This window comes from Streptomyces sp. NPDC043854 (assembly GCF_056436005.1).
In genome coordinates this window covers 69,650-95,456 of the sequence record NZ_JBWKDK010000008.1, presented here as the reverse complement: position 1 = coordinate 95,456, position 25,807 = coordinate 69,650, and the positions used below count along the sequence as shown (strand labels likewise).

Below are 25,807 nucleotides of genomic sequence, written 5' to 3'. Positions count from 1 at the left end.
CCGACCGGGAGCGCACGCCGACCGTGCTCCCGGCCGCACCCCACCGGTTGCGGCGGCTGAAACGGCTAGGCTCACGCCCAGACGCAACAGCCGTACCGCCGCAACCGGGAGACACCCACGATGGCCAAGAAGCGCCCCGCAGCCAAGAGTGCAAAGCCGCAGCTCAAGAACGGGGAGATCCCGGTGGTGGGCGCGCGCGAGCCCTGCCCCTGCGGATCCGGGCGCCGCTACAAGGCCTGCCACGGCGCGGCCGCCGCGCACGCCGCCACCGCGCGCGTGCAGCGTCCCTTCGAGGGCCTGCCCGGCGAATGCGACTGGGTGGCGCTGCGCGAGCTCGTGCCGGCGGCGACCATCCCGCTGACGCTCAAGGGCGGCCTGCCCGAGGGCGTCCCGTCCGTCACGCTGGTGACCGTGCTGCCCATGGCCTGGCCGGCGCTGCGCCGCGAGGACGGCTCCGTCCTGCTCGCCCTGCAGAACGACTCGACCACCGGCGACCTCGCCCGGGACATGGCCGACACCCTGGAGCGCGCCCTGGCCACGGAACCGGGCAATCCGGTGCCGGGCCGCCGGGTTCCCGCCGAGGGCCCCCGACTTCAGGATCTCCTGGACACCGACAGCGTTTTCGAGCCGGTTGTGCACACCGGCTTCGAATTCTGGATTCCGGATGCGGAGACCGCCCAGAACGCCTCCCCGGAGATCGCCGCCTCGCTGGAGCGCGCCAACGCCGCCGCCATCCCCACGGTCAAGCTGGCGAGCGTGGAAGCGGCCTACTGGTGCGAGACCCCGGACAAGAACCACCTGCGCTGGGTCATGCCGCACCCCGAGGAGAAGCTGCTCGACGCCCTGGCCCGGCTGCACGCGGCCGGCACCTCCTCGCTCGGCGAGGGCACCCGGCTGGTCGGCTCCTTCCGGGCGCACGGCCTGGTGGTCCCGGTCTGGGACCTGCCCACCGGCGTGACCGCCGACGACGTGGAGAAGCCGGCCGCCGAGTTCGCGGAGCGCCTGGCCACGGCGCTGGCCTCGGACGCGCCGCTGACCGCGGAGGAGCGCCGGGCGCGCGGCGGGCTCACCAACCGCCAGATCACGCTCAGCTGATCGCCCACGCGCCCGCAGGAGCGGTGACCGCGGTCACAACTCCCGCTAATCGTCGGCAAATCGGTGTCTGAATATCAGAGATCGAATTTGCGAACAGGCGATCTCTTGTTACCGTTCTTGTAGCCCGGTCGCTGGTGCATCCCCCGTCGCCAGCGACCGGGCCCTTCCATTTCCGGGGGGGCTCAGCCCTCTTCCGGTGCCGGTGAGTTGCTCCCGGACCGCAGCAGCAGCCGCCCTTCCTCACCCGGAACTGCAAACTCCGCAACGGCCGAGTAGGCGTCCTGCGGCCCTGCCGAGCGCTCCCGCGGGGTCTCGCACAGCCCCGGCTCGTCCCCCGCCCCGACCGTGCACCGGATCTGCACCGTCTGCCCGGCGGGTCCCATCATCGTCAGGACGGCGTCCAGTGCGCGGCCGCCGGTGTTGCGGAAGTAGCTCCGGCCCCAGGTCTGCCCGTCGGCGGCCAGGACACAGGTCTGCGCCTCCACCCCCTGGGGCGAGGACAGTTCGGGACCGCACCGGGAGTCCGTGCGGGACTGCTCGGGCGGACCCGGCTGGGCCGGACCGTCCTTGCCCGCGGCCTGGCCCGCCGCGCCGTGCTGCCGTTCGGACGCGGCCGAGGGCGCCGCCGCACCGGACCGGCCCGGTGGATCGGCGAACCCGAGGGCGGACAGCAAGCCGCCGCCCTTTCCGTCGTCCTGACCGACGAAATCCGGTCCGGCGATCGCTCCGGCCAGCGGGAGCGACAAGATGATCAGCACACCGGCGCCGATACCGATCAAGCGGAGATTCATTCGCCGAAGATAGCGACGCGGGAATGGGGCACGGAGATCCCCGCGCCCAATTCCCCGGGAAACGCGTCGCACAGGCACCCGAACGAGTGAAGGGCGGGCACCGCAGCCGCCGCGGCCCGCCCTGGTCCGTCAGTACGCGAGCCGACTGCCGCCGCCGGAGGCCCCGCTGCTCGCCTCGACCAGCGCGTCCACCACGGCCTCGACCTCCGGCAGCGACACGCTCCCGGAGTCCGCGGGCTCCCGCTCCCATCGCACCTGCCCGCCGCCGCAGGCGGGGGAGGGCGGGAGCAGCAGGTAGCCGCCCTCGCCGTGGAAGCGCAGCGCGGAGGGGACGTGGTCCTTGGCGTAGAGGAGCTCGCCGAGCCGTTCCAGCGAGTACGGCGCCACCAGCAGCGACCAGCGCGTGGGCGTGGCCACGATCGGGCCGAGCCGCATGCCCTGCGCCTCCAGCCGTACGACGGCCCGCGCGGCCGCGGCGGCAGGCAGGCTCACCGCGCACGGAGCGGAGCCGCCGGTGGCGAGGAGGACGGGGGCGGCGGGCCGGCGGGTCCACCACCAGGCCACCATCCGGGGGTCGGTCGTGGCCGCGAGCAGCCCCGGCTCGAAGGGGTGCGCGCCGGGGACGGGGCAGTCGGGGTCAGGGCAGGCACAGCGGTCGGCGGCGCCGGTCCCGCAGCGGCCGACACCCGGCAGGACGGGCCACTGCCGCCCGGCGGCGCAGGCCACCGCCGCGTCGCGCAGTGCCGTGCCGGGGAACGCCGCGTCGGGGGGCTCCGCTTCGGGGAGCGCCTGGTCGGGAGTGGCAGGGAGCGCCGGGTCGGGAAGTGCCTGGTCGCCGCTCTGGGCCGGGGCGGGCCGGAGGGTTTTCAGGCGGTTGCGGAGCCGCTGGAGACGCCTTCCGAGGATCTCGCGCATGAGCGCTCGTTCCTTTCCTTGAACGCCGAGGGCCACATCACACCATGTAAGCGATGACTCACCACACGTACACGTTTCGCGTCACTGTCCGCCAGAAGCAGGTTCACACGGTTCGTGCAGTTTTCTTACGGGTCCATGAATCGTCCGGCGGGGCGGAACGCGACCCGCGCCGGTACCGAGACCGGCTGCCGCCGCTAAGGACGACGGCCCCTGCCGGGCGGTTCCCGGCGGATGCCGGGCTGCGCCAACCACCCCCGGGCATCACTGAGTACGTACCCGAGGCCACTTCGGCGCCCGCTCAGTCGATCGCAAAAACCGTCCGCTTCCGTCTTTTTCCAGCCAAGTTCTAGCCTTGGCTGGACCGTGAGTTGCCGCCTCACGGACACCAGGATTCCCAGCCGGACAATGCTGGACATCGATCCTCGTGTGCGTGTAGATGTGGATTCATTGATGGCGGCGCAGCACGATCTGGGGGTTTGCGATGCTATATGGCGAATCGCACCAGGTGGAAAGGCGGACGCCATGAGCGCCCCGCATCTGCCGAAAGTGGCTGGAATCGATCCAGCAGTTGCATCGGTCCCGCACACTACGGCCCCCACGCCCGTCCTGGCCGCCCCCGTACCCGCCGCGGCCCCCGCCCCGAACACGCTCGTCCAAGACCGCCTCGCGGGCATGGTCTCCGACCTGACCACCCTCCACGAACTCACCGAACGCCTCGCCCGCGCCGGCGATCTGGAGTCCTCCCTCCAGGAGTTCCTGCGCGCCGGAGCCGCCCTCGTCGGCGCCCGCCGCGGCCTGATCGTCCTGGAACCCTCCGACGGACTCGGCCCCACGACCACGATCGGCCTCGGCCTCGGCCGCGCCGACCTCGGGCACATCGAGACCGTCCCGCGCGCCGCGACCCCGTACGGCCGCATCCTCGACGGACTCCCCGATGCGCACGGCGGCTCCGAGGTGCTCCCCGAACCCGACGCCGCCCCCGGCATCGGCGGGTACGGAGCCCCGGTCGACCCCCGGCACCGCGAGGTCGCCGCCCGGCTCGGCTACGCCGCCAGCTACGCCCTGCCGCTGACCGCCGAGGCCACCGGCCGGCTCGGCGCCGCCGTCTGGCTGTACGACGAGCAGGCCGAGCCGAACGGCCGCCAGCGCGGCGTCGTCGGCCTCTACGTCCGCCACGCCGCCGAGCACCTGGCCCGGATGCTGGAGGTGGAACGGTCCCGCAGCCGCCTCGCCACGGTCGCCGAGGAGCTGCTGCCCAGCCGGCTGCCCCGGATCCCCGGCGTCCAGCTCGCCGCCCGCCACCACACCGGGCCGCACGGCGGCGGCGACTGGTACGACGCGCTCCCGCTGCCGGAGGGCGCCCTGGGGCTGGCCGTCGGCTCCGTCACCGGAGCGGGCCCCAGCGCCGTCGCCGCCATGGGCCGACTGCGGGCCTCGCTGCGGGCGTACGCCGTGATGGAGGGCGAGGACCCGGTCGCGGTCCTGTCCGACCTCGAACTGCTGCTGCGCCTCACCGAGCCGGCCCGCTGCGCGACCGCGCTCTTCGCCTACTGCGAGCCCGCCCGGCGCAAGATCGTCCTGGCGGGCGCGGGCCACACCCCGCCGCTGCTCGTCGGGGAGCGGCGCACGGAGTACGTGGAGACCTCGCTCTCCGCGCCGCTCGGGATGCTGTCCTGCTGGGAGGCGCCGAGCGTGGAGCTCGAACCGGCACCAGGAGAAACGGTGCTGCTGTACACCGAAGGGCTGCTGCGGCGCATAGGCGAACCGATGGACCGGGCCTACGCCCGGCTGCACGCCGCCGCCGCGGGCACCCCGCGCGGCGTCCGCGACGACCCGGCGGCGCTGTGCGAGCACGTCCTGCGCGCGGTGCTGCCCGAGGGGGACCCGGCATTGGGCGGCCCGGCATCGGGCGGCCCGGCATTGGGCGGCCCGGCATTGGGCGGCCCGGCATTGGGCGGCCCCGTGAAGGGCGGCACGGCCCCCGCCGTGCCCGCCCCGCCCGCCGCCTCCGCGGCCCGCAGGCAGCAGGACACGGAGGACCTGGTCCTGCTCGCTGCCCGTTTTGACTGATTTATCACAGCCGTCCCCGGGCGTCTTCCCCTCGCACATACGATGGATACGGTCCTTACCCGGTCCTGTCGTAGCTGTCGTAGCTTGAGGAGAAGACGTGGCTGACGAGCTCACCCCGGAGACCCCGGAAGAAGAGCAGCCCAAGAAGACGCACAAGCAGCGCAAGAACGGGCTGTACCCGGCCGTCAGCGACGAGCTCGCCGAGAACATGCGCACCGGCTGGGCCGACACCGAGCTCCACGGCCTCGAGCCCATCGCCCAGGCCGCGCACACCGCCGCCCGCCGCGAGGCCCTGTCCGCGCGCTTCCCGGGCGACCGCCTCGTCGTGCCCGCCGGCCGGCTGAAGATGCGCTCGAACGACACCGAGTACCCCTTCCGCGCCGCGACCGAGTACGCGTACCTCACCGGCGACCAGACCGAGAACGGCGCCCTCGTCCTGGAGCCGACCGGAGAGAGCGGCCACACGGCCACCCTCTACCTGCTGCCCCGCTCCAACCGCGAGAACGGCGAGTTCTGGCTCTCCGGCCAGGGCGAGCTGTGGGTCGGCCGCCGCAACTCCCTCGCCGAGGCCGAGCAGCTCCTGGGCATCCCGGTCAAGGACGTCCGCGAGCTCCCCGACTCCCTCGCCGAGGCCACGGGCCCGGTGCGCGTCGTGCGCGGCCACGACTCCGTCATCGAGAAGGCCCTGACCGACAAGGTCACCGCCGAGCGCGACGAGGAACTGCGCGTGTACCTCTCCGAGGCCCGCGCGGTGAAGGACGAGTTCGAGATCGGCGAGCTCCAGAAGGCCGTCGACTCCACCGTCCGCGGCTTCGAGGACGTCGTGAAGGTCCTCGACAAGGCCGAGGCCACCTCCGAGCGCTACATCGAGGGCACCTTCTTCCTGCGCGCCCGCGTCGAGGGCAACGACGTCGGCTACGGCTCCATCTGCGCCGCCGGCCCGCACGCCTGCACCCTGCACTGGGTCCGCAACGACGGCCCCGTCCGCCCCGGCGACCTGCTCCTGCTCGACGCCGGCGTGGAGACCCACACCCTCTACACCGCCGACGTCACCCGCACGCTGCCGATCAACGGCACGTACACCGACATCCAGCGCAAGGTCTACGACGCGGTGTACGAGGCCCAGGAGGCCGGCATCGCCGCGGTCAAGCCGGGCGCGAAGTTCCGCGACTTCCACGACGCCGCCCAGCACGTGCTGGCCGAGAAGCTCGTCGAGTGGGGCCTGCTGGAGGGCCCGGTCGAGCGCGTCCTGGAGCTGGGCCTCCAGCGCCGCTGGACCCTGCACGGCACCGGCCACATGCTCGGCATGGACGTCCACGACTGCGCCGCCGCGCGCACCGAGGCGTACGTCGACGGCACGCTGGAGCCGGGCATGTGCCTGACCGTCGAGCCGGGCCTGTACTTCCAGGCCGACGACCTGACCGTGCCCGAGGAGTACCGGGGCATCGGCGTCCGCATCGAGGACGACATCCTGGTCACCGAGGACGGCAACCGGAACCTGTCGGACGGCCTGCCGCGCGCCTCGGCCGACGTCGAGGCCTGGATGGCCCGCCTGAAGGGCTGACGGCCCTCACCCCGCACCCCGCCACGGGCGGGATCCCCGTACGCACACGCACGGGGGTCCCGCCCGTCGGCGTATCACGACGCCTGGAGCAGGGCCGCCCCCTCGCGCCACTTCAGGATCTTGTCGAAGCTGACCACCGCGCCGCGCCCCGGCCGGTTGCGGAACCGGACGTGGTCGGCGAGCTCCTCGATCAGCCACAGACCGCGACCGCTCTCGCACTCCGACGGCACCGGATCCGGAGCCCCCGTGAACGCCGCGGGCCCCGCCGCCTCCGGGAACCCCGGGCCCGAGTCGGTCACCTCGATGCGGCAGCGGTCCCCGTCCAGGTACGCCGTGACGCGGTAGGCGCCGCAGGCCTGCGCGGCCGGCTCCCCGTCGCGGCCGGCGGCCGGCGCGGGCCCGCCGTGCTCCACCGCGTTCGCACAAGCCTCGCTCAGGGCCACCGACAGGTCGAAGGAGATGTCCGGATCCACCCCCGCGGTCTCCATCGTCCTCAGCAGCAGTCGCCTGGCGAGCGGCACGCTCGCGGCTTCGCGCCTCAACTGGAGAGACCACCAGATGCTCATACGGTTACCTATTGCCACCCCCGGCGCACCGTAAGCACCCGGCGGCCCGCACAGCCCTCATTCGGCCGATGCGGCACGCCGGGGCCGCCGTGTATGGCCGTGCGATGGACGGATGAGATGAACGGGTCGCAGACGGGCACACGCGACCTTCCGGACCTGCCGTATGCGCGGCACGGGCGCAGTGCGATGATGACCCGGCCATGACTGTCCCCCATGCGACGTCCGCCGGAGTCGGCCTCCGGCTGATCCGGGCCGCGGTGTTCACCGCGGTCTGCGTCGTGCTGTCCGCGGCCGGGCACGCGCTGGGGTCCTGCGCCACCGTGCCCTGGTGGGCTCTGGTCATCGGCTTCCTCACCGTGTTCGCCGTCGCCGCCCCGCTCGCGGGACGACGGCGCTCGCTGCCCGGCATGGCGGCCGGGCTCGCCGCCGGCCAGCTGGGACTGCACGCGGTGTTCGGCCTCGCCCAGCACCGCGCCTCGGCCGCCGAGGCGCGCACCGCCGCCGACACCTCGCTGGCGGAACTCGCCGCGCAGCTGGTGTGCGGGGGCGGCTCCGTCCCGCCCGGGCCGGCCGACGCCCGGCGGATCCTGGAGGCCGCCGGGCTGGACCCGGCCGCCCTCGCGGCCCAGGCCGAGGCGCAGGCCCACGCCGGCCACGCCCACCTGGCCCGGGCAGCCGTCGAGCCGGCCACCGGCCTGCTCACGCCCGGCATGTTCGCCGGCCACCTGCTGGCGGCGGTCGCCGCCGCCTGGCTGCTCGGACGCGGCGACGCCGCCCTGTTCCGGCTCGTCGAGCTGTCCCGCAGCTCCGCCGAAGCCGGCCCGGTACGCCCGCTGCGCGCCGCCCTGGCCTTCGTACGGGCACTCGGCGCCGGGCTCGCCCCGGCCCCCGCGGGCGGGCCGAAGCTCCCGCGTACCGCCTCCGAGCCCGCGACGCCCACGGGCCGGGAAGCACTCCAGCACGCGGTGATCAGGCGCGGGCCGCCCACGGCGCTCGCCCTCGCAGCCTGACGCGGCACCCTCCACCCCGGAAGCACCGAGCACCCGGGCGGCGGTGCCGCGGAACCCGTGCGCGCCCGCGCGCGGATCCACCGTCATCTCTGCCTCATGTGGAGTGTTTCCGCCATGAAGACCTCGCGCGTCCCCCTCGTCGCCGCCCTCGCCGCCGGCTCCGTCCTCGCCCTGTCCGGTTCGGCCTTCGCGCACGTCAGCGTGCAGCCCGGCGAAGCAGTGAAGGGCGGCTACGCCACCCTCGACTTCAAGGTGCCGAACGAGCGCGACAACGCCTCGACCACGCAGCTGGAGGTCAACTTCCCGGCCGACCAGCCGCTGACGTCCGTCATGCCGCAGGACGTGCCGGGCTGGACCGTGACGGTCGAGAAGACCAAGCTCGACAAGCCGCTCACCGTGCACGGGAAGCAGATCAACGAGGCCGTCACCAAGGTCACCTGGAGCGGCGGCAAGATCGAACCCGGCAAGTTCCAGCAGTTCCCCGTCTCCGTCGGCAAGCTGCCGGAGAACGCCGACCGGATGGTCTTCAAGGCGATCCAGACGTACGACAACAACGAGGTCGTCCGCTGGATCGAGGAGCCCAAGGAGGGCGCGGCCGAGCCGCAGACCCCGGCTCCCGTCCTGAAGCTGACCGCGGCCAAGGCCGCCGACGCCCACCACGGCGACGCCAAGAAGCCCGCCGACGGCGCGCACTCCGCAGGGGACGGCCACGCCGAGGCCGCAGGAAGCAGCTCCGACACGACCGCGCGCGCCCTCGGCGTCGTCGGCATCGCCATCGGCCTCGCCGGCGTCGCGTTCGGCGTCTCCTCGCGCCGCCGCGCGTCCTGACCTGCCGCCCTCCCGGGGCGTATCCACACCACCACGGCATCACGCGCGGCCGGACCCTCGTCCGGCGGCGCATCAGCAATCCACCCGATTCCAGGGACAACACACCATGCGCACCACACGTGTGACGGTCGCCGCCCTCGTGGCGGCGGCTGCGCTCACCCTCACCGCCTGCGACGGTGGGACCCCCGCCGCAACCGACGGGGTCACGCAGATCACCGGCCAGTCCAAGGCGGGGGCCGCAACGGTCCTCGACCGCCCCTTCGACAAGCCCGAGCTCGTCCTCACGGACACCGGCGGCAAGCCGTGGAACCTGCGCGAGCAGACCCAGGGCAAGCCGACCCTCATCTACTTCGGCTACACCAACTGCCCCGACGTGTGCCCGCTGACGATGAGCAACATCGCCGTCGCCAGGAAGGCGCTCCCGAAGGCCGACCAGGAGAACCTCCGGGTCGTCTTCGTCACCACCGACCCCGAACGGGACACCCCCGAATCCCTCGGCGCGTGGCTCAAGGCCCAGGACCCGTCCTTCATCGGACTGACCGGGGACTTCGCCACCATCCAGGCCGCCGCGCGCCGGCTCGGCATCGGCATCGACCCCGCCAAGAAGGAGGCCGACGGCAGCGTCGTCTCCATGCACGGCGCCCAGGTCATCGCGTTCTCGCCCAAGTCGAACGAGGGCTACCTCCTCTACGGCGAGAACACGACCGTCGACACCTACACCAAGGACCTGCCGAAGATCATCAAGGGGGAGAACCCGTGACCACCCGCACCACCCGCACCCTTGCCGCCGCCCTCTCCCTGACGGCAGCACTGGCCATATCCGGCTGCTCCTCCGACTCGGACGCCGCCGACAAGCCGAAGATGACGGTCAGCGGCGCGTTCATGCCCGAACCGGTCAACGACAAGATGGCCGGCGCCTTCATGGTCATCAAGAACGACTCCAAGACCGCCGACAAGCTCACGGCCGTCACCAGCCCGCTCTCGGACGACATGCAGATCCACGAGACCAAGGACCAGAAGATGCAGCAGGTCCCGTCCATGGACGTGCCGGCGAACGGCGAGCTCAAGCTGGTGCGCGGCGGCAACCACGTCATGTTCATGGGGCTCAAGAACAAGCCGAAGGTCGGCGACAAGGTCACCATCGAGCTGCGTTTCGAGAAGGCCGCCCCGGTCAAGGTCGAACTGGACGTGAAGGAACGGACCTACCAGGCCCAGCACACCGAATCCCACTGACGCACTGACGGACCGAGGGACTGACACGCCATGACGGCCACCGCCCCCGCCCCCTCCACGGCCCGCGACCGGGCCGCGGCACTCCTGCCGCGGCTCGCGCTGGTCCTCGCAGCCCTGCTGGCGACCCTGTTCACCGCGGCCGCCCCGGCCACGGCACACGCCGCACTCACCGCGAGCGACCCCAAGGAAGGGGCGGTGGTCGCCACGGCTCCCGCCCAGGTCACCCTCTCCTTCTCGGAGCAGGTCGCCATGGGCGACGACTCGATCCGCGTCCTGGACCCCCAGGGCAAGCGCGTGGACACCGGCGAACTGCGCGACATGTGCAGCGGATCCACCATCCGCTACGGCACCGCCCTGCACTCCGGCCTGCCCGACGGCACGTACACCGTCGCCTGGCAGGCCGTCTCCGCCGACAGCCACCCCATCTCGGGAGCCTTCACCTTCTCCATCGGCGCCCCCTCGGCCACCAGCGTCACCCTGCCCGACCGACAGGCCGGCGGCGGCCCCGTCGGCATCGCGTACGGCATCGCCCGCTACGCCGCCTACGCGGGCTTCACGGTGCTGGTGGGCAGCTGCGCCTTCGTCCTGGCGTGCTGGCGGCAGGGGTCCGCTCAGCGGCCGGTCCAGAAGCTCGTCCTGCGGGCCTGGGTGACGCTGACCGCGGCCACGCTGGTGATGCTGGTGCTGCGCAACCCGTACACCGGGTCCGGGGAGTTCGCCGACGCGTTCGACCTGAGCGGCCTCAAGGCCGTGCTGGAGACCAAGACCGGCGCCGCCCTGGTGTCCCGGCTGATGCTGCTCGGGGCCGCCGCGCTCTTCATCGCCGTGCTCTTCGGCGCCTACGCGCGGCGGCAGGTCGGCGCCGGCGGCGGCGATCGCGCCGGCCGTGCCGCGGGCGCTGACGGGGCTGCCGGGTCTGACGGCGCCGCCGAGAAGGACACCGCGGACCTCTTCTTCGGCCTCTGCATCGGCGGCAGCGTGGTCGCCGCCGGTATCGCCGCGACATGGGCCCTGTCCGAGCACGCGTCCACCGGCATCCAGCCCGGTATCGCCATGCCCGCCGACATCCTGCACCTGCTGGCGGCGGCCGCCTGGCTCGGCGGACTGGCCGCACTGCTCCTCGCGCTCCACAAGGTCCCCGGCATCGAGCGCGACGCCGTCCGGCGCTTCTCCCGGCTCGCGTTCGCCGCGGTCCTGGTCCTCACCGTCACGGGCGTCTACCAGTCCTGGCGCCAGCTCGGCAGCTGGTCGGCCCTCACCGGGACCGAGTACGGACGGCTGCTGCTGCTGAAGGTCGGGATCGTCGCCGTTCTCGTCGGCATCGCCTACCTCTCCCGGGGCTGGACCGCGCGGCTGGCCGAGGCACCGGCCGAGGATCCAACCGAGGAGTCGGCCAAGGCCGCTGCGGCGAGCGGTGTTTCACGTGAAACGTCCAAGGCACCGGCCGAGAGCTCCGAGGTCCCGGAGGCACCCGAGGCCCTGGAGGCACCCGAGGCCCCGGAGGCCCCCACCGACCCTCGCCGCGCGGCACAGCTCGCGCGGCAGCGCGCGGCCGTGCAGAACGCCCGCGAGCGGCAGGCCCGCGACGCCGACCCGAACCGCGCCGGCCTGCGCCGCTCCGTGCTCGCCGAGGCGGGCGTGGCCATCGTGATCCTCGCCGTGACCACCCTCCTGACCAGCACCGAGCCCGGGCGTGCCGCCGCGCAGGAGACCAGTCGCACGGCGGGCGCCGCCACGGCGGTGCCCGACCGCGCCGTCAAGATCACCCTGCCGTTCGACGCGGGCGGCGCGAACGGCAAGGGCTCCGTCCGGCTCCAGCTCGACCCGGGCCGGGTCGGCGCCAACACCCTCCACCTCTGGGTCGAGTCCCCCGACGGCAACCCCCTCGACATCCCCGAGACCAAGGTCGCCTTCACCCTGGCCGCCAAGGACATCGGCCCCCTCCCGCTCGTTCCCGAGCGGGAGGCCCCCGGACACTGGAGTGCCTCAGGGGTCCAGCTGCCGCTCGCCGGGGAGTGGCGGATCGACGTGACCGTCCGTACCTCCGAGATCGACCAGACCACCGTGCAGAAGACCGTGAAGATCGGCTGACCAGCGTGACCGAGAGCAACACCGACATCGCAATCTCCCGCCGCAGGCTGCTGGGCACCGTCGGCGCCGCGGGCGCCACCGGACTCGCCCTCGGCGGCGCCGGCGGCGCACTCGTGCACTCCGCCCTGGCCGACGCGCCGTCCGGGGCGGCCGGTCCGTCCGGCGGCACCCGGCTGTCCTCGGTGGGCGCCGCCCGCGTCGCCTTCCACGCCGACCACCAGGCCGGCATCACGACGCCGCTCCAGGCCAAGGGCCATGTGCTCGCCCTCGACCTGTCCCCCGGCGCCGGCCGCAAGGAGGCCGCCGCCCTGATGCGCCGCTGGTCCGACACGGCCCGCCGGCTCATGGCGGGCGAGACGGCGCCGACGGCGGACACGGGCATCGCCCTCGACGCGGGGCCGTCCTCCCTGACGGTGACCTTCGGCTTCGGCCACTCCTTCTTCGAGCGCACCGGGCTCACCGACCACCGCCCCACGGCGCTGGACCCGCTGCCGGAGTTCTCCTCCGACCGACTCGACCCACAGCGCAGCAACGGCGACCTGTGGGTGCAGATCGGCGCCGACGACGGCCTCGTCGCGTTCCACGCACTGCGCTCCCTCCAGAAGGACGCGGGGGAGGCCGCCCGCGTGCGCTGGCAGATGAACGGCTTCAACCGGTCCCCCGGCGCCACCGCCACCCCGATGACCGCCCGCAACCTGATGGGCCAGGTCGACGGCACCAACAATCCGAAGCCCTCGCAGCCCGACTTCGACAAGCGGATCTTCGTGCCCGCCGGCGGGCCCGGGCCCGCTGAGCACGCGTGGATGGGCGGGGGCTCGTACGCCGTCGTCCGGCGCATCCGGATGCTCCTGGACGAGTGGGACAAGCGGTCCCTCGCCCAGCAGGAGCAGGTCATAGGCCGGACCAAGGCCACGGGCGCGCCGCTCACGGGCGGCACGGAGACCAGCCGGATGGGGCTCGACAAGCTCGGCCCGGACGGCAAGCCCGTCATCCCCGCCAACGCCCACGCCCGGATCTCCGCCCCCGAGCAGAACGGCGGGGCGGCGATGCTGCGGCGCCCCTTCTCGTTCCACGACGGGATATCCGCCGACGGCACCCCGGACGCCGGGCTGCTGTTCATCTGCTGGCAGGCCGATCCGCTGCGCGGCTTCGTGCCCGTACAGCGCAAGCTGGACCGCGGTGACGCCCTGTCGGAGTTCATCCGGCACGAGTCCAGCGGCCTGTACGCCGTGCCGCCCGGGCCGCGCGACGGAGAGTACGTGGGGCAGCGCCTGCTCGAAGGGTGAACAGAACCCCTCCCGGCTGGTGCCCGGCATTAGGCTGATCGCATGTCGGCCACCCGCTTCACCTATCTCGGTCCCGAGGGCACCTTCACCGAAGCCGCCCTCCGCACACTGCCGGAAGCCGCGACCCGGGAGCTCGTCCCCATGGTGTCGGTGCCGGCGGCCCTGGACGCGGTGCGCAACGGGGAGGCGGCGGCGGCGCTGGTGCCGATCGAGAACTCGGTGGAGGGCGGTGTCACGGCCACCCTGGACGAGCTGGCCTCCGGCGAGCCGCTGATGATCTACCGCGAGGTGCTGCTGCCGATCGCCTTCGCGCTGCTGGTCCGGCCCGGGACACAGCTGTCGGACATCAAGACCGTGACCGGGCACCCGGTCGCCCAGCCGCAGGTGCGCAACTGGCTGCGGGCGAACCTGCCCGACGCGGTGTGGGAGTCGGCCGCGTCGAACGCCGACGGGGCCCGGCTGGTCCAGGAGGGCCGCTTCGACGCGGCCTTCGCGGGCGAGTTCGCGGCCGCCACCTACGGGCTCGTCCCGCTGGTCACCGAGATCCACGACGCGCAGAACGCCGAGACCCGCTTCGTGCTGGTGGGCCGGCCGGCCAGGCCCGCCGCACCGACCGGCGCCGACAAGACCTCGGTGGTGCTGTGGCTCGGCGACGACCACCCCGGCGCGCTGCTGGAGCTGCTCCAGGAGTTCGCCGTGCGGGGGGTCAACCTGATGCTGATCCAGTCCCGGCCGACCGGCGAGGGCATCGGCAACTACTGCTTCGCGGTCGACGCCGAGGGCCACGTCTCCGACCGGCGGGTGAGCGAGGCGCTGATGGGTCTCAAGCGGACCTGTCCCCAGGTGCGGTTCCTCGGCTCCTATCCCCGTGCCGGGGTCACCCGCAGTGACGTCCGGGATCCGCGGCCGGGGACGTCGGACGGCGACTTCACGGCTGCTTCCGACTGGCTGGCCCGCTGCCTCGACGGCCGACCCTAGGCTCGTCCGCCTCCGCCCACTGTCCACAGAGTTATCCACAGGACGAGAAAGAGGCCTGTGGACTAGTCGACAGTCGGGCCCGCAAGGTCGACAAATCGGCCGGCGGCTCAGGTTTCGCGCTGGAGAGCGACGGGTGAACGGCGTCACCCGTCTATCGGCGGGCAACTCTTTGGAGCGAGCCATTCCCACCCGAATGAGTGTGTGAAGGTGGTTTGAACCTTGAATCGGGATGACCACCCAGTGGACGGGATTGATCTGATTCCGTGTCCACAGATGCGGCTCACAGCCTGTGGACAACTCTTGCCGGCGGACAATTCCTGTGGACAAGACGGGGGGACCAGTCGGCCGCCCCGCCGCCGTCCGAATGCCGGGTTGCATCCTCCCGGGAAGGGGCGGCCTTTACCGACCGAACGGGAGCGGCCGTTTCCGGCCACCGAGGAGAGTTTTCCATTCGCGGCAATTAGGGCATAGCGACACGCAGCGTGATATCGGTGTGAGCCCGGCAAGCCCAGACCGGTAGCCTGGAGGAGTGATTGACCTTCGGCTGCTCCGTGAAGACCCTGACCGTGTCCGCGCCTCGCAGCGCGCCCGTGGAGAGGACGTCGATCTCGTCGACGCCGTGCTCTCCGCCGACGAGCGCCGCAGGTCCTCCGGGATGCGCTTCGACGAACTGCGCAACGAGCAGAAGTCGCTCGGCAAGCTCATCCCCAAGGCCTCCCCGGAGGAGCGCGCGGAGCTGCTGAAGAAGGCCGAGCAGCTCAAGGCCGACGTCAAGGCGGCCGAGGCCGAGCAGAACGAGGCCGACGAAGCGGCCCGCAAGCTGCTCCTCAAGCTCGGCAACGTCGTCCACCCGGACGTCCCGATCGGCGGCGAGGAGGACTTCACCGTCCTCGAGACGCACGGCGCGATCCGCGACTTCGCCGCCGAAGGCTTCGAGCCCAAGGACCACCTGGAGCTCGGCGAGGCGCTGGGCGCCATCGACGTCGAGCGCGGCGCCAAGGTGTCGGGCTCGCGCTTCTACTACCTGACCGGCGTAGGCGCCCTGCTGGAGCTGGCCCTGGTCAACGCGGCGATCGCGCAGGCCACCGAGGCCGGGTTCATCCCCATGCTGACCCCGGCACTGGTGCGCCCCCGGGCCATGGAGGGCACCGGCTTCCTCGGCCAGGCCGCCGAGAACGTCTACCACCTGGAGAAGGACGACTACTACCTGGTCGGCACCTCCGAGGTCCCGCTCGCCGCGTACCACATGGACGAGATCATCGACGCCGAGAAGCTTCCGCTGCGGTACGCCGGCTTCTCGCCGTGCTTCCGCCGCGAGGCCGGCACCTACGGCAAGGACACCCGCGGCATCTTCCGCGTCCACCAGTTCGACAAGGTCGAGATGTTCTCGTACGTCGCGCCGGAGGACGCCGAAGCCGAGCACGCCCGCCTCCTCGCCTGGGAGAAGCAGTGGCTGACCAGCCTGGAGCTGCCGTTCCAGGTGATCGACGTCGCCACCGGTGACCTCGGTGCCTCCGCCTCGCGCAAGTTCGACTGCGAGGCGTGGATCCCGACGCAGGGCAAGTACCGCGAGCTGACCTCCGCCTCGAACTGCGACGGCTTCCAGGCCCGCCGCCTGTCGATCCGCGTCCGCGACGGCAAGAAGACCCAGCCGCTCGCGACGCTGAACGGCACGCTGTGCGCCGTGCCGCGCACGATCGTCGCGATCCTGGAGAACCACCAGCAGGCCGACGGCTCGGTCCGGGTCCCCGCTGTGCTCCGTCCGTACCTGGGCGGCCGCGAGGTCCTGGAGCCGGTCACCAAGTGAGCCCGGCCCCGTTCCCGTACAAGCTCGTCGCGACCGATCTCGACGGCACGCTGCTGCGTGGCGACGACACCGTCTCGGAACGCACTCGGGAAGCGCTCGCCGCGGCCACCGCGGCGGGCGCCGTCCACATCATCGTCACCGGCCGGGCCGTGCCCTGGACCCGGCGCGTGCTGGACGACCTCGGCTACCGGGGGATAGCGGTGTGCGGCCAGGGCGCCCAGGTCTACGACGCGGGAGCCCACCGGCTGCTGACCTCGGTGACGCTGGACCGGCAGCTGGCCGGCCTGGCGCTGTCGAAGCTGGAGGCCGAGGTGGGCCCGCTGGCGCTGGCTGCCAGCCGTGACGGGGTCGATGGCGATGTGCTGTCCGGGCCCGGTTACCGGGTGCAGGCAGGCCTGCCTGCGGTCTATCTGGAGGACACCGCCGCGGTGTGGTCGGCTCCGCTGAACAAGCTGTACATCCAGCACCCGGAGCTCGACGACGACGCCCTGGTCACGGTGGCCCGGCAGACCGTCGGCTCACTGGTCGACATCGTCATGGCCGGTCCGGGGATAGTGGAGATCCTGCCGCTCGGCCTGACCAAGGCCACCGGGCTCTCCCTGGCCGCTCGTCGGCTGGGGGTGAGGGCCGCCGAGACGATCGCCTTCGGCGACATGCCCAACGACATCCCGATGTTCGGCTGGGCGGCGCACGGCGTGGCGATGGCCAACGCCCATCCGGAGCTCAAGGCAGTGGCCGGCGAGGTCACGACCTCCAACGAGGAGGACGGCATCGCGGTGGTACTGGAGCGCCTGCTGGGCGCCGCGTAAGACGCCACCGCACAAGGACACGGCGCGCAAGCGCAGATACGAGGGTCCGGGGCAGCCCGCGCCGAACGGCGCGCTCGAAGTGGCTGCCCCGGACCTTTTGTTCTCCCCGCACCGCCCACTCTGCCCCCGGCGGAAGCCCCGTACCAGTGATTTTCGGCGCCTCGGCGCCGACCCCCGGTCAGGTCGCCGCCGGTCATGTTTCACGTGAAACATGCTCAGGAGGGCGGCTGGGGCGGGGGTGCTCGGTCATGCCCCGCACGGCTGTGCCCCGCCTGGCCGGTGGGCCGGGCGGGGCACAGGGATTCCGGGCTCGTGCCGGGCTCGTCCTACTCCTCGCCGGCGAGGGTGAGGCGGCGCAGCTTCTGGCCGGCGTACAGGGTGGCGCCGACGGTGACCACCGTCAGCAGGGTGATCGCGGTGGGCAGGGCGACGGTGGCGTCGACATAGCCTTCGCCGGCGACCTTCTCGGCCAGGGCCAGGGCCCACTGCTGGACGCTCAGGGTCTTGGCCCCGGAGACCAGGCTACCGAAGAGCGACTCCCAGATCAGGGCGTAGACCAGGCCGAAGACCACCGCGTGCCGGCTGATGGTGCCCAGCAGCAGGAACAGGGCGCTGTAGGCGATGGAGGCGACCAGCGCGGCGACGGTGTAGGCGACGGCGATCTGCTGGCCGTTGTTGTTGAGGATGAAGCCGGCGATCAGGGTCGGGATGGCGGAGAAGGCCATGGTGACGGCGATCGCGACGATCAGCTTGGTCATGATGATCGTCGGCCGCTTCACCGGCTTCGAGAGCAGGTAGACGATCGAGCCGTCGTCGATCTCCGGCCCGATGGCACCGGTGCCGGCGATGACACCGATCAGCGGGACCATGGTGGCGAGCGCGAAGCCGCCCAGCAGATCGGCGGCGATCTTGTCGTCCAGGCCCATGAAGACGCGGACGGCCGCGGCGATGACGATCAGCATGGCGGGCAGCGCGAAAAGGATCAGCGCGCGGCGGCGGCCGAGCAGGGCACGGTAGGTGAGCCGGGCCACGGTGGGGTTGTACATGGGTGCCAGCTCCTTCAGGCCGCGACGAGGTAGGAGAAGACCGACTCGAGGGACTCGTCGGAGGGTGAGACCGTCAGCAGCCGGATGCCGTGGGCCCGGGCGACCTGCGGCAGCAGCTCGGTGAAGCGCCCGAAGTCGACGGCCTCGATGCGCAGGGCGCCTTCCTTGACGTCGACCTCGATCCCGGCTGTGGACGGGTCGGCGATCAGGGCTGCGGCGAGGGCCCGGTCGTCGGAGGAACGGACCAGGTAGCGGTGCGGGCGGTCCGTCATCAGGCGGCGGATCTTGCGGAAGTCGCCGGAGGCGGCGTGCCGGCCGGCGACGACCACCTCGATGTGGGAGGCGAGCTGCTCGACCTCCTCCAGGATGTGGGAGGAGAACAGGACGGTGCGCCCTTCCTCGCCCATGCGCCGCAGCAGGTCCATCAGTTGCATGCGCTGACGCGGGTCCATGCCGTTGAACGGCTCGTCGAGGAGGAGCACCGACGGGTCGTGGACGAGCGCGGAGGCCATCTTCACGCGCTGGCGCATGCCCTTGGAGTAGGTCGCGATCTTGCGGTCCTGGGCGTACTCCATCTCGACGGTGGCCAGGGCGCGCTGCGCGGCGGCGGCGTCGAGGCCGTGGAGTTCGGCGTTGGCGACCACGAACTCCCGGCCGGTGAGGAAGTCGTACATGGCCTCGCGCTCGGGTACGACGCCGATCTGCCGGTAGGCCTGCTCGTTGCCCCAGATGGGGGCGCCGTCGAGGGTGACGGTGCCCGTGGAGGGGGCCAGGAAGCCGCCCATCATGTTGATGAGGGTGGACTTGCCGGCGCCGTTGGGCCCGAGCAGTCCGGTGACGCCGGGGCCGATGCGCATGGTCACGTCGTTGACGGCGACGACGTTCCCGAACCAGCGGGAGGTGTGGTCGATGTCGATGGTGGTCACAGCCCGGCCTTCCGGTAGCGCGCCATCAGGGCGGCGTACGAGCCGACGATGAGGGCGAGGATGACGAGCAGGTAGACGAAGCCGACGCCGGCCGAGGGGCCCTCGCCGCCCGGGAAGGCGGAGGTGGCGCCGAGGAACGCCGTCTGCATGCCGTCGATCAGGGTGATCGGGGAGAACAGGCCCATCCACTCGATCGGTGCGGTCTCCCCGGCGCTGTAGGCGACGCCCTGCACCGCGGTGACCGCGCCGTAGGGGATCAGCAGCAGGGCGATGATGCCGGCGACGCCGAACCCGCGGCGCGGGGTGAGCGCGGCAACGACCAGGCCCAGGCCGGCGAACAGGACCGAGAGCAGCAGCACGGAGACCAGCCCCTGAGCGAACCCCTTGGTCTGGTCCGCAAAGTCAAATTTGGCCAGCAGCGAGCCGATCCACATGATCAGCAGCGGTGTGGCGGTGAGGATGAACAGGGCGGAGGCCATCGCCGCGTACTTGGCGAGGACGTAGTCGACCCGCTCGATGGGCCGCGAGAAGTACAGCGGCACGGTCTTGAACCGCAGGTCCCGGGAGACCGACTGGGGTGCCTGCGAGGCGAGGTACAGGCCGATGACCATCTGGGTGGTCAGGGCGTACGTCGTGTACTTGATCGGCAGGCCGGTCGACCCGGGCACCGCGATGGCGATGGCCACGATGATCAGCGCGGGGACGCACATCACCGCGAAGAGGATCATCGGGAGGACCTTGGACTTGGCCGAGCGGCCGAGTCCGTACGCACCGCGCAGGGACTGCGAGTACAGCGAGGTGCGGGCGTAGGAGCGGCCGAGCCGGGCGCCTTCGTAGGACCGGTAGCCGATGTTGTGGATCTGGGTGGAGGTCTCAGGCGCCATCGGTACCGGTTCCCTTCCGCTGGTCGTTGTCACGGAATACCTCCGCGATGTGGTGGCGCCGCTGCTCCATGCGGACCAGGCCGAGCCCGAGGCGGGCGACGGTGTCGACGATGGTGTCGTAGGTGCTCTCGCCGGTGGCCTCGACGAGCAGGATGTGGCCCGCGCCGGGCAGGCCCTGCTCCTCGCCCGGGTGCAGGACGACGCCCGCCGCGGTGAGCGCCGCGCGCAGGGCGGCGGTGCCGTCCGGGTGCGCGTCCGAGTCGGTGACCTCGACGGCGACGGTCGCTGTGGTCTGCATGAAGTCGCTGGTGGAGCTGGAGCGCAGCAGCTTGCCGCCGTCGACGACCACGACGTGGTCGCAGGTCCGCTCCAGCTCCCCGAGGAGATGGGAGGTGACCAGCACCGAGATGCCGAAGTCGGTGTACACGCGGCGGATCAGGCCGAGCATCTCGTCACGGCCGACCGGGTCGAGGCCGTTGGTGGGCTCGTCGAGGAGGACCAGCTGCGGGTCGTGGACGAGCGCCTGGGCGAGCTTGACGCGCTGCTTCATGCCGGTGGAGTAGCCGCCGATGGGACGGTAGCGCTCCTCGTACAGCCCCACGTGGCGCAGGGTGTCGGCGGTCCGCTCGCGGGCGGCGGTCGGCGGGAGCCCGGACATGCGCGCCATGTGCACGACGAACTCGGTGGCCGAGACGTCGGGCGGCAGGCAGTCGTGCTCGGGCATGTAGCCGACCCGCTCGCGAATGGCGCCGCCGTGCGTCGCGACGTCGAGGCCGAGCACGGAGGCGCGCCCCTCGGTGGCGGGGGACAGTCCCAGCAGGATCTTGATCAGCGTGGACTTGCCGGCCCCGTTGGCGCCCACCAGGCCGGTCACTCCCGGGCCGATGTCCAGGGAGAGCCGGTCGATGGCGGTCACTCGGGGGTACCGCTTGGTCAGGCCTTCGGCCGCGATGACTGTCACGGCTTCGACGGTAGTGGCGCGTCAATCGCAGGTCGTCAGACTTGGAGCGCGATCCGGTATCAGCCTTCAGGACTACGGACCCTGACCGAAGGCTGATGTGCACCGGACAACTTTGTCCACAGGTCCCAGGCACGCCCCTTGACGTGGCCTCCGGCCATTGTCACATTCATCAGTGTCAAGTTACGGGCGGTACGGCTCTACGGACGGACGGCTATGGGTGGGGACACGAGGCATCGCACCGCACAGCTCACCGGTCGGCTCGCCGCCGACCTCCACGGTTTCAGAGAGGTGCAGCGCCTTGCGTACGAGTGCGCCGAGGCCGTGGCGGCGCAGCTGCGGCCGGGCGTGACCGAGCGCGAGGCCGCACGGATGCAGCGGGAGTGGCTGCGCGAGCGCGGGGTACGGGACTGGTTCCACCTGCCCTTCGCCTGGTTCGGGGACCGCACCGCCTTCGTGGACTTCAAGGTCCCGCTCCAGTTCTTCCCGACCAACCGGAAGCTGGAGCCGGGGATGCCGTTCATCCTCGACATGGCACCGGTCCACCGGGGTTACGCGGCCGATATCGGGTACTCGGGCAGCCTCGGGTTGAACCCGGTGCAGGACCGGCTGATGTCCGACCTGCGCGCCCACCGGGAGCTGATCCTCGAACAGGTCCGCGAGCGCCGCTCGCTGCGCGAGGTATACGAGAACGTCGACCGGCTGATGGTCCGCCAGGGGTACGCCAACCGGCACCGCGCCTACCCCTTCGGCGTGATCGCGCACAAGATCGACCGGGTGCGGGAGCGGCGCTGGTCCCCGACCGCGTTCGGGTTCGGGGTGCAGTCCCTCAAGGGGCTGGCCTCCGACGCACTGCACGGGCACCGGGAGGGCTGGTCCCCGCTGTGGAGCCCGTACCGCTTCTCCGACCACGCCCCGCAGCCCGGGCTGTGGGCGGTGGAGCCGCACCTGGGGTTCCGGGGCACCGGCGCGAAGTTCGAGGAGATCCTGGTCGTCACCGACTCCCGGGATCCCGAGGAGAGCGCGTTCTGGCTGGACGACGATCTGCCGCACGTGCGGCGCTGGGCCGAGGAGAAGGCAGCATGAACGGGGTGAACCGGGTGAACGGGGTGGACGGGGTGGACGGCGTGCGCCGGACGGGCCTGGCGGGAGCGCGCGAGCGACGGGTGAGCACCGGCGGGATCGACCTGTGCGTGGTCGAGCTCGGGGACACGGCCCGGCCCACCGTGGTGCTGGTGCACGGGTACCCCGACAGCAAGGAGGTCTGGGCGGAGGTCGCCGAACGGCTCGCGGCCCGCTTCCATGTGGTGCTCTACGACGTACGCGGCCACGGGCGCTCCACCGCTCCCAAGCCACTGCGCGGCGGGTTCACGCTGGAGAAGCTGACCGACGACTTCCTGGCGGTGGCGGACGCGGTCAGCCCGGAGCGTCCGGTGCACCTGGTCGGCCACGACTGGGGTTCCGTACAGGGCTGGGAGTTCGCGACCGTCGCCCGTACCGAGGGCCGGATCGCCTCCTTCACCTCCGTGTCGGGGCCCTCCCTCGACCACTTCGGGCACTGGATCAAGAAGCGGATGAGCCGGCCCACCCCGCGCCGGGCCGCGCAGCTGCTGGGTCAGGGCCTCAAGTCCTGGTACGTCTACATGCTCCACACGCCCGTCCTGCCGGAGCTCGCCTGGCGCGGGCCGCTCGGCAAGCGGTGGCCCGGCATCCTCGAGCGCCTCGAGAAGGTGCCGGCCGGCTCCTACCCGACGCCCTCCCTGCCGTCGGACGCCGCGCACGGGGCCTGGCTCTACCGCGACAACGTACGGTCCCGGCTGAGCCGCCCCCGCGCCGACGCGTACGCCCACACACCCGTACAGCTGATCACGCCGACCGGTGACGCCTTCCTCTCCGAGAAGCTCTACGACGACCTGGAGCGGTGGGCCCCCGACCTCGTACGGCGCACCCTGCCGGCCAGGCACTGGGTGCCCCGGACCCGCCCCGACCAGCTGGCCGCATGGATCACCGAGTTCGTCACCACCCGCGAGGAGCCCGCCGCACGGGCTCCGAAGGACAGGGCTCCGGGCAAGTACGCCGACTGGTTCGGGGGCCGCCTGGTCCTGGTCACCGGCGCCGGCAGCGGCATCGGCCGGGCCACCGCCCTCGCGTTCGCCGAGGCCGGAGCCCGGGTGGTGTGCGTGGACCGGGACGCGGAGGGCGCGAGGCGCACGGCCGACATGGCGCGGCTCATCGGAGCCCCCGAGGCCTGGGGCGAATGCGTCGACGTCAGCGACGAGCAGGCCATGGAGAAGCTCGCGGCGAAGACCGCGGCCGAGTACGGCGTGGTGGACGTCCTGGTCAACAACGCCGGGATCGGCCTGTCGGGCCCGTTCCTGGAAACCACGGCGGAGGACTGGAGGAAGGTCCTCGACGTCAACCTGTGGGGCGTCATCCACGGCTGCCGGATCTTCGGGAAGCAGATGGCCGAGCGCGGCCAGGGCGGACACATCGTCAACACCGCGTCCGCCGCCGCCTACCTGCCGTCCCGGACCCTGCCTGCGTACAGCACCTCGAAAGCGGCGGTGCTGATGCTGTCGGAGTGCCTGCGCGCCGAACTCGCCCCGCAGTCGATCGGCGTCTCGGCGATCTGCCCGGGCATCGTGAACACCAACATCACCGCCACCTCCCGGTTCGCCGGAGTGGACGCGGCCGAGGAGAAGCGCCGCCAGGAGCGCGCCTCGCGGCTGTACGGGCTGCGCAACTTCCCGCCGGAGAAGGTCGCCGACGCGATCCTGCGGGCGGTCGTGCGCAACGAGGCCGTGGTCCCGGTGACACCGGAGTCCAAGGGCGCCCTGTGGATGTCCCGCTTCGCGCCGCGCGTCCTGCGGCGGCTGGCCCGGATGGAACCCCGGCTGTGAACGGGGCCACGCGGCCGTGTACCCCTCATTCCGGCGGTCGTACCATCCCTCGCAGGAGGGCTCGCTGAGCAGGCGGGACCGGGCCGCCATGTCGTAGGGAGCCGGGATTGTCCGATCAGGCAGCAGCCGAGTACCGGATCGAGGATCTGGCGCACCACAGCGGAGCCACGGTGCGCACGATCCGGGCGTACCAGGACCGTGGCCTGCTGCCGAAGCCCGAGCGGCGCGGCCGTTCGAACGTCTACCGCGACACGCATCTGGCCCGGCTGCGCCAGATCGCGGACCTGCTGGACCGCGGCTACACCCTGGCCTCCATCAAGGAGCTGCTGGAGGCCTGGGACGCGGGGCGGGGGCTCGGCGGCGTCCTGGGGCTCGTCGCCGAGGTGCACGGACCGTGGACCGACGAGGAGGCGGTCCGGGTCAGCCGGGCCGAGCTGAACGAGCGCTTCGGCGGCACGTCCGACGACGACGCCGTGAACGAGGCCTGTGAGCTGGGCGTGTTGGAGCGGATCCCGGGCCGTCCGGAGGAGTTCCTCGTCCCTTCGTCGCAGGAACTGGCGGTGGCCGCCGAGCTGTACGCGGCCGGAGTGCCGCTGCCGGCGATCACCGGGCACCTGCGGGAGCTGCGCGGGCAGGTGGAGCACATAGCCTCCCGCTTCCTGGAGTTCACCACCGAGCACGTCTTCGCGCGCTACCTGGGGCAGGTACCGCCGACGGATGCGGACGCGGCGGAGGCGGCGGCGCTGGTCCGCCGGCTGCGGCCGCTGGCGCAGCAGACCGTGGACGCCGAGCTGGCCCGGGCCATGCAGTTGTTCGCGACCCGGCACCTGCAGCGGCACCTCGGCGCCGCCGGCGCGCCGCAGGCGGCGGGGCCGGTGTCGGTGGCCCTCCCGGCCGGGACGGTACGGGCGGTGCAGGAGCTGGTCGGCGCCGAGCACGTGGGGGAGTTCGTCCGGGCGGCGACCGAACGGGAGATCCAGGCCCGCACGATGAACGACCTGGCACAGCGGGGCGGCCGCCGGATCCCGGCCGACGGCAGCCGGTAGTCCACAGGACGGATCACTCGTTTACCGTCAAATGCCACCCAACCGGCTGTGGACAAGTCGGTGATTCCTGTGGGCAACCCTGTGGACGACTCAGCTGACGGCCTCGTACGCGGGTCTGGCGGCGGGGGCTTCCCGCGTGCCGCCCTCGGCCTCCCGACCCGGGCCCCCGCCCTCGGCCTCCCGACCACCGGCGCCCGCGCCCGCGCCCCCGCCCGTACGCCGACCTGCGCCGCGCGCCGCGACCCGACCCGCGCCGCGCCCCGTGCTGCCGTAGAGGAAACCGGCGAGTGCCAGTCCCGCGCCCCCGCCGACCAGCTGTGCCGCGACGAAACCGGGCAGCGACTGCGGGGCGATGCCCGCGAAGGAATCGCTGAAGGCCCGCCCGACGGTGCCGGCCGGGTTCGCGAAGGAGCCCGAGGAGGTGAACCAGATCGCGCAGCCGATGTACGCCGCCACCGCCGCCGGGACGAGGTTCGTGCGCCCGATGCGCTCCAGCCCCTGGATGACGAGGACGAGCCCGGCGGTGGCGACGATCTCCCCGATGAGGAGGTGGCCGCCGTCGCGGACCCGGGTGGAGAGGACGCCCGGGGCGCGCCCGAACATCACCTCGGCGAGGAGCGCCCCGGCGACCGCCCCGGCGGTCTGCGCCGCGGTGTAGACGAGCGCCTCCCGCCCGGCCGGCCCCTCGCCGCCGCGCCGATGGACCCACCAGGAGGTGAGGGTGACCACGGGGTTGAGGTGGGCCCCGGACAGCGGCCCGAACAAGGTGATGATCAGCCCGAGGCCGATGGCCGACGCGAGCGAGTTCGCGACGAGGGCGACGCCGGTGTCGCGGCTGAGGCCGGCGGCCTGGATGCCGGACCCGATCACCACCACGAGCAGGCCGGCGGTGCCGACGAGCTCGGCGGCCGCCCGGCGCGGCAGGGAAGCGTGGATCGTCATGGGTCCTCCCCCTGAGCAGAAACAAATAATGGAAAATGTATTCCGTATCCCGGAAGGATGGT

The 25,807-nt window shown here is 72.2% G+C and carries 23 protein-coding genes; 15 read left to right on the top strand and 8 right to left on the bottom strand.

Going from position 1 to position 25,807, the window contains the following annotated elements:
- The first annotated feature begins 120 nt into the window (after nt 1-120).
- Nucleotides 121-1,095 carry a DUF5926 family protein gene (locus AC068A_RS10445; RefSeq protein ID WP_478583452.1) on the top strand — a complete coding sequence of 325 codons (975 nt, stop codon included), beginning with the start codon at nt 121-123 and terminating at the stop codon, nt 1,093-1,095.
- Nucleotides 1,096-1,277: 182 nt separating this feature from the next.
- Here AC068A_RS10445 and AC068A_RS10440 read toward each other — a convergent pair whose 3' ends face one another.
- Nucleotides 1,278-1,886 carry a hypothetical protein gene (locus tag AC068A_RS10440; protein WP_478583450.1) on the bottom strand — a complete coding sequence of 203 codons (609 nt, stop codon included), beginning with the start codon at nt 1,884-1,886 and terminating at the stop codon, nt 1,278-1,280.
- A 129-nt stretch (nt 1,887-2,015) separates the two neighbouring features.
- Nucleotides 2,016-2,801 (bottom strand): bifunctional DNA primase/polymerase, encoded by a 786-nt coding sequence (locus tag AC068A_RS10435; protein WP_478583448.1) that lies wholly within the window; start codon nt 2,799-2,801, stop codon nt 2,016-2,018.
- Nucleotides 2,802-3,206: 405 nt separating this feature from the next.
- Here AC068A_RS10435 and AC068A_RS10430 point away from each other — a divergent pair, with 405 nt between their 5' ends.
- Together AC068A_RS10430 and AC068A_RS10425 are read left to right on the top strand one after the other, a co-directional pair.
- Entirely contained in the window at nt 3,207-4,871 is a 1,665-nt protein-coding gene (locus AC068A_RS10430; protein ID WP_478583446.1) for a PP2C family protein-serine/threonine phosphatase, read from the top strand.
- A gap of 97 nt (nt 4,872-4,968) precedes the next feature.
- Nucleotides 4,969-6,435, top strand: coding sequence for an aminopeptidase P family protein (locus tag AC068A_RS10425; protein WP_478583444.1), 1,467 nt, complete (start codon nt 4,969-4,971; stop codon nt 6,433-6,435).
- Between the two features lie 74 nt (nt 6,436-6,509).
- Here AC068A_RS10425 and AC068A_RS10420 read toward each other — a convergent pair whose 3' ends face one another.
- Nucleotides 6,510-7,001 carry an ATP-binding protein gene (locus AC068A_RS10420; RefSeq protein WP_478583443.1) on the bottom strand — a complete coding sequence of 164 codons (492 nt, stop codon included), beginning with the start codon at nt 6,999-7,001 and terminating at the stop codon, nt 6,510-6,512.
- 200 nt (nt 7,002-7,201) lie between these two features.
- On the opposite strand from AC068A_RS10420, the gene AC068A_RS10415 reads away from it, so the two are divergent.
- The 9 genes from AC068A_RS10415 (at nt 7,202) to AC068A_RS10375 (ending at nt 17,043) form a co-directional block, all read left to right on the top strand.
- Nucleotides 7,202-8,011 (top strand): hypothetical protein, encoded by an 810-nt coding sequence (locus AC068A_RS10415; RefSeq protein ID WP_478583441.1) that lies wholly within the window; start codon nt 7,202-7,204, stop codon nt 8,009-8,011.
- Between the two features lie 114 nt (nt 8,012-8,125).
- Entirely contained in the window at nt 8,126-8,839 is a 714-nt protein-coding gene (locus AC068A_RS10410) for a YcnI family copper-binding membrane protein (protein WP_478583439.1), read from the top strand.
- Nucleotides 8,840-8,945: 106 nt separating this feature from the next.
- Nucleotides 8,946-9,599 (top strand): SCO family protein, encoded by a 654-nt coding sequence (locus tag AC068A_RS10405; RefSeq protein WP_478583438.1) that lies wholly within the window; start codon nt 8,946-8,948, stop codon nt 9,597-9,599.
- Nucleotides 9,596-10,072 (top strand): copper chaperone PCu(A)C, encoded by a 477-nt coding sequence (locus AC068A_RS10400; protein ID WP_478583436.1) that lies wholly within the window; start codon nt 9,596-9,598, stop codon nt 10,070-10,072. The genes AC068A_RS10405 and AC068A_RS10400 overlap by 4 nt, the downstream gene beginning before the upstream one ends.
- A gap of 30 nt (nt 10,073-10,102) precedes the next feature.
- Entirely contained in the window at nt 10,103-12,163 is a 2,061-nt protein-coding gene (locus AC068A_RS10395; protein WP_478583434.1) for a copper resistance CopC/CopD family protein, read from the top strand.
- The gene (efeB, locus tag AC068A_RS10390; protein WP_478583614.1) at nt 12,160-13,449 is read left to right on the top strand and encodes an iron uptake transporter deferrochelatase/peroxidase subunit; all 1,290 of its coding nucleotides are present in this window, start codon (nt 12,160-12,162) and stop codon (nt 13,447-13,449) included. Before AC068A_RS10395 ends, efeB begins: the two co-directional genes overlap by 4 nt.
- A 42-nt stretch (nt 13,450-13,491) precedes the next feature.
- Nucleotides 13,492-14,427 carry a prephenate dehydratase gene (gene pheA, locus AC068A_RS10385; RefSeq protein WP_478583432.1) on the top strand — a complete coding sequence of 312 codons (936 nt, stop codon included), beginning with the start codon at nt 13,492-13,494 and terminating at the stop codon, nt 14,425-14,427.
- A gap of 529 nt (nt 14,428-14,956) precedes the next feature.
- Nucleotides 14,957-16,234, top strand: a complete 1,278-nt coding sequence (serS, locus tag AC068A_RS10380) for a serine--tRNA ligase (protein ID WP_478583430.1) — start codon at nt 14,957-14,959, stop codon at nt 16,232-16,234.
- Entirely contained in the window at nt 16,231-17,043 is an 813-nt protein-coding gene (locus tag AC068A_RS10375; protein WP_478583429.1) for an HAD family hydrolase, read from the top strand. The genes serS and AC068A_RS10375 overlap by 4 nt, the downstream gene beginning before the upstream one ends.
- Nucleotides 17,044-17,369: 326 nt before the next feature.
- Here AC068A_RS10375 and AC068A_RS10370 read toward each other — a convergent pair whose 3' ends face one another.
- The 4 genes from AC068A_RS10370 to AC068A_RS10355 are packed head-to-tail and all read right to left on the bottom strand — an operon-like array spanning nt 17,370 to nt 20,860.
- A complete protein-coding gene (locus AC068A_RS10370; protein ID WP_478583427.1) occupies nt 17,370-18,089 on the bottom strand; it encodes an ABC transporter permease in 720 nt (239 codons plus the stop codon).
- Between the two features lie 14 nt (nt 18,090-18,103).
- Nucleotides 18,104-19,015, bottom strand: a complete 912-nt coding sequence (locus AC068A_RS10365) for an ABC transporter ATP-binding protein (protein WP_478583425.1) — start codon at nt 19,013-19,015, stop codon at nt 18,104-18,106.
- Nucleotides 19,012-19,899: an ABC transporter permease subunit gene (locus AC068A_RS10360; protein WP_478583423.1), complete on the bottom strand. Its 888-nt coding sequence runs from the start codon at nt 19,897-19,899 to the stop codon at nt 19,012-19,014. The genes AC068A_RS10365 and AC068A_RS10360 overlap by 4 nt, the downstream gene beginning before the upstream one ends.
- Nucleotides 19,889-20,860 (bottom strand): ABC transporter ATP-binding protein, encoded by a 972-nt coding sequence (locus tag AC068A_RS10355; RefSeq protein WP_478583421.1) that lies wholly within the window; start codon nt 20,858-20,860, stop codon nt 19,889-19,891. The genes AC068A_RS10360 and AC068A_RS10355 overlap by 11 nt, the downstream gene beginning before the upstream one ends.
- Before the next feature lie 213 nt (nt 20,861-21,073).
- Between AC068A_RS10355 and AC068A_RS10350 the strand changes: the two genes are divergently transcribed.
- From AC068A_RS10350 to AC068A_RS10340, 3 genes are all read left to right on the top strand, one after another.
- The gene (locus tag AC068A_RS10350; RefSeq protein WP_478583419.1) at nt 21,074-21,943 is read left to right on the top strand and encodes a M24 family metallopeptidase; all 870 of its coding nucleotides are present in this window, start codon (nt 21,074-21,076) and stop codon (nt 21,941-21,943) included.
- Nucleotides 21,940-23,757, top strand: a complete 1,818-nt coding sequence (locus AC068A_RS10345) for an SDR family oxidoreductase (protein ID WP_478583418.1) — start codon at nt 21,940-21,942, stop codon at nt 23,755-23,757. The genes AC068A_RS10350 and AC068A_RS10345 overlap by 4 nt, the downstream gene beginning before the upstream one ends.
- A 107-nt stretch (nt 23,758-23,864) precedes the next feature.
- On the top strand, nt 23,865-24,803 hold the full coding sequence (locus AC068A_RS10340) for a MerR family transcriptional regulator (protein ID WP_478583416.1): 939 nt from the start codon (nt 23,865-23,867) through the stop codon (nt 24,801-24,803).
- Between the two features lie 90 nt (nt 24,804-24,893).
- Here the strand turns inward: AC068A_RS10340 and AC068A_RS10335 are convergent, their stop codons facing one another.
- On the bottom strand, nt 24,894-25,745 hold the full coding sequence (locus AC068A_RS10335) for an aquaporin (RefSeq protein WP_478583414.1): 852 nt from the start codon (nt 25,743-25,745) through the stop codon (nt 24,894-24,896).
- Nucleotides 25,746-25,807: the final 62 nt, after the last annotated feature.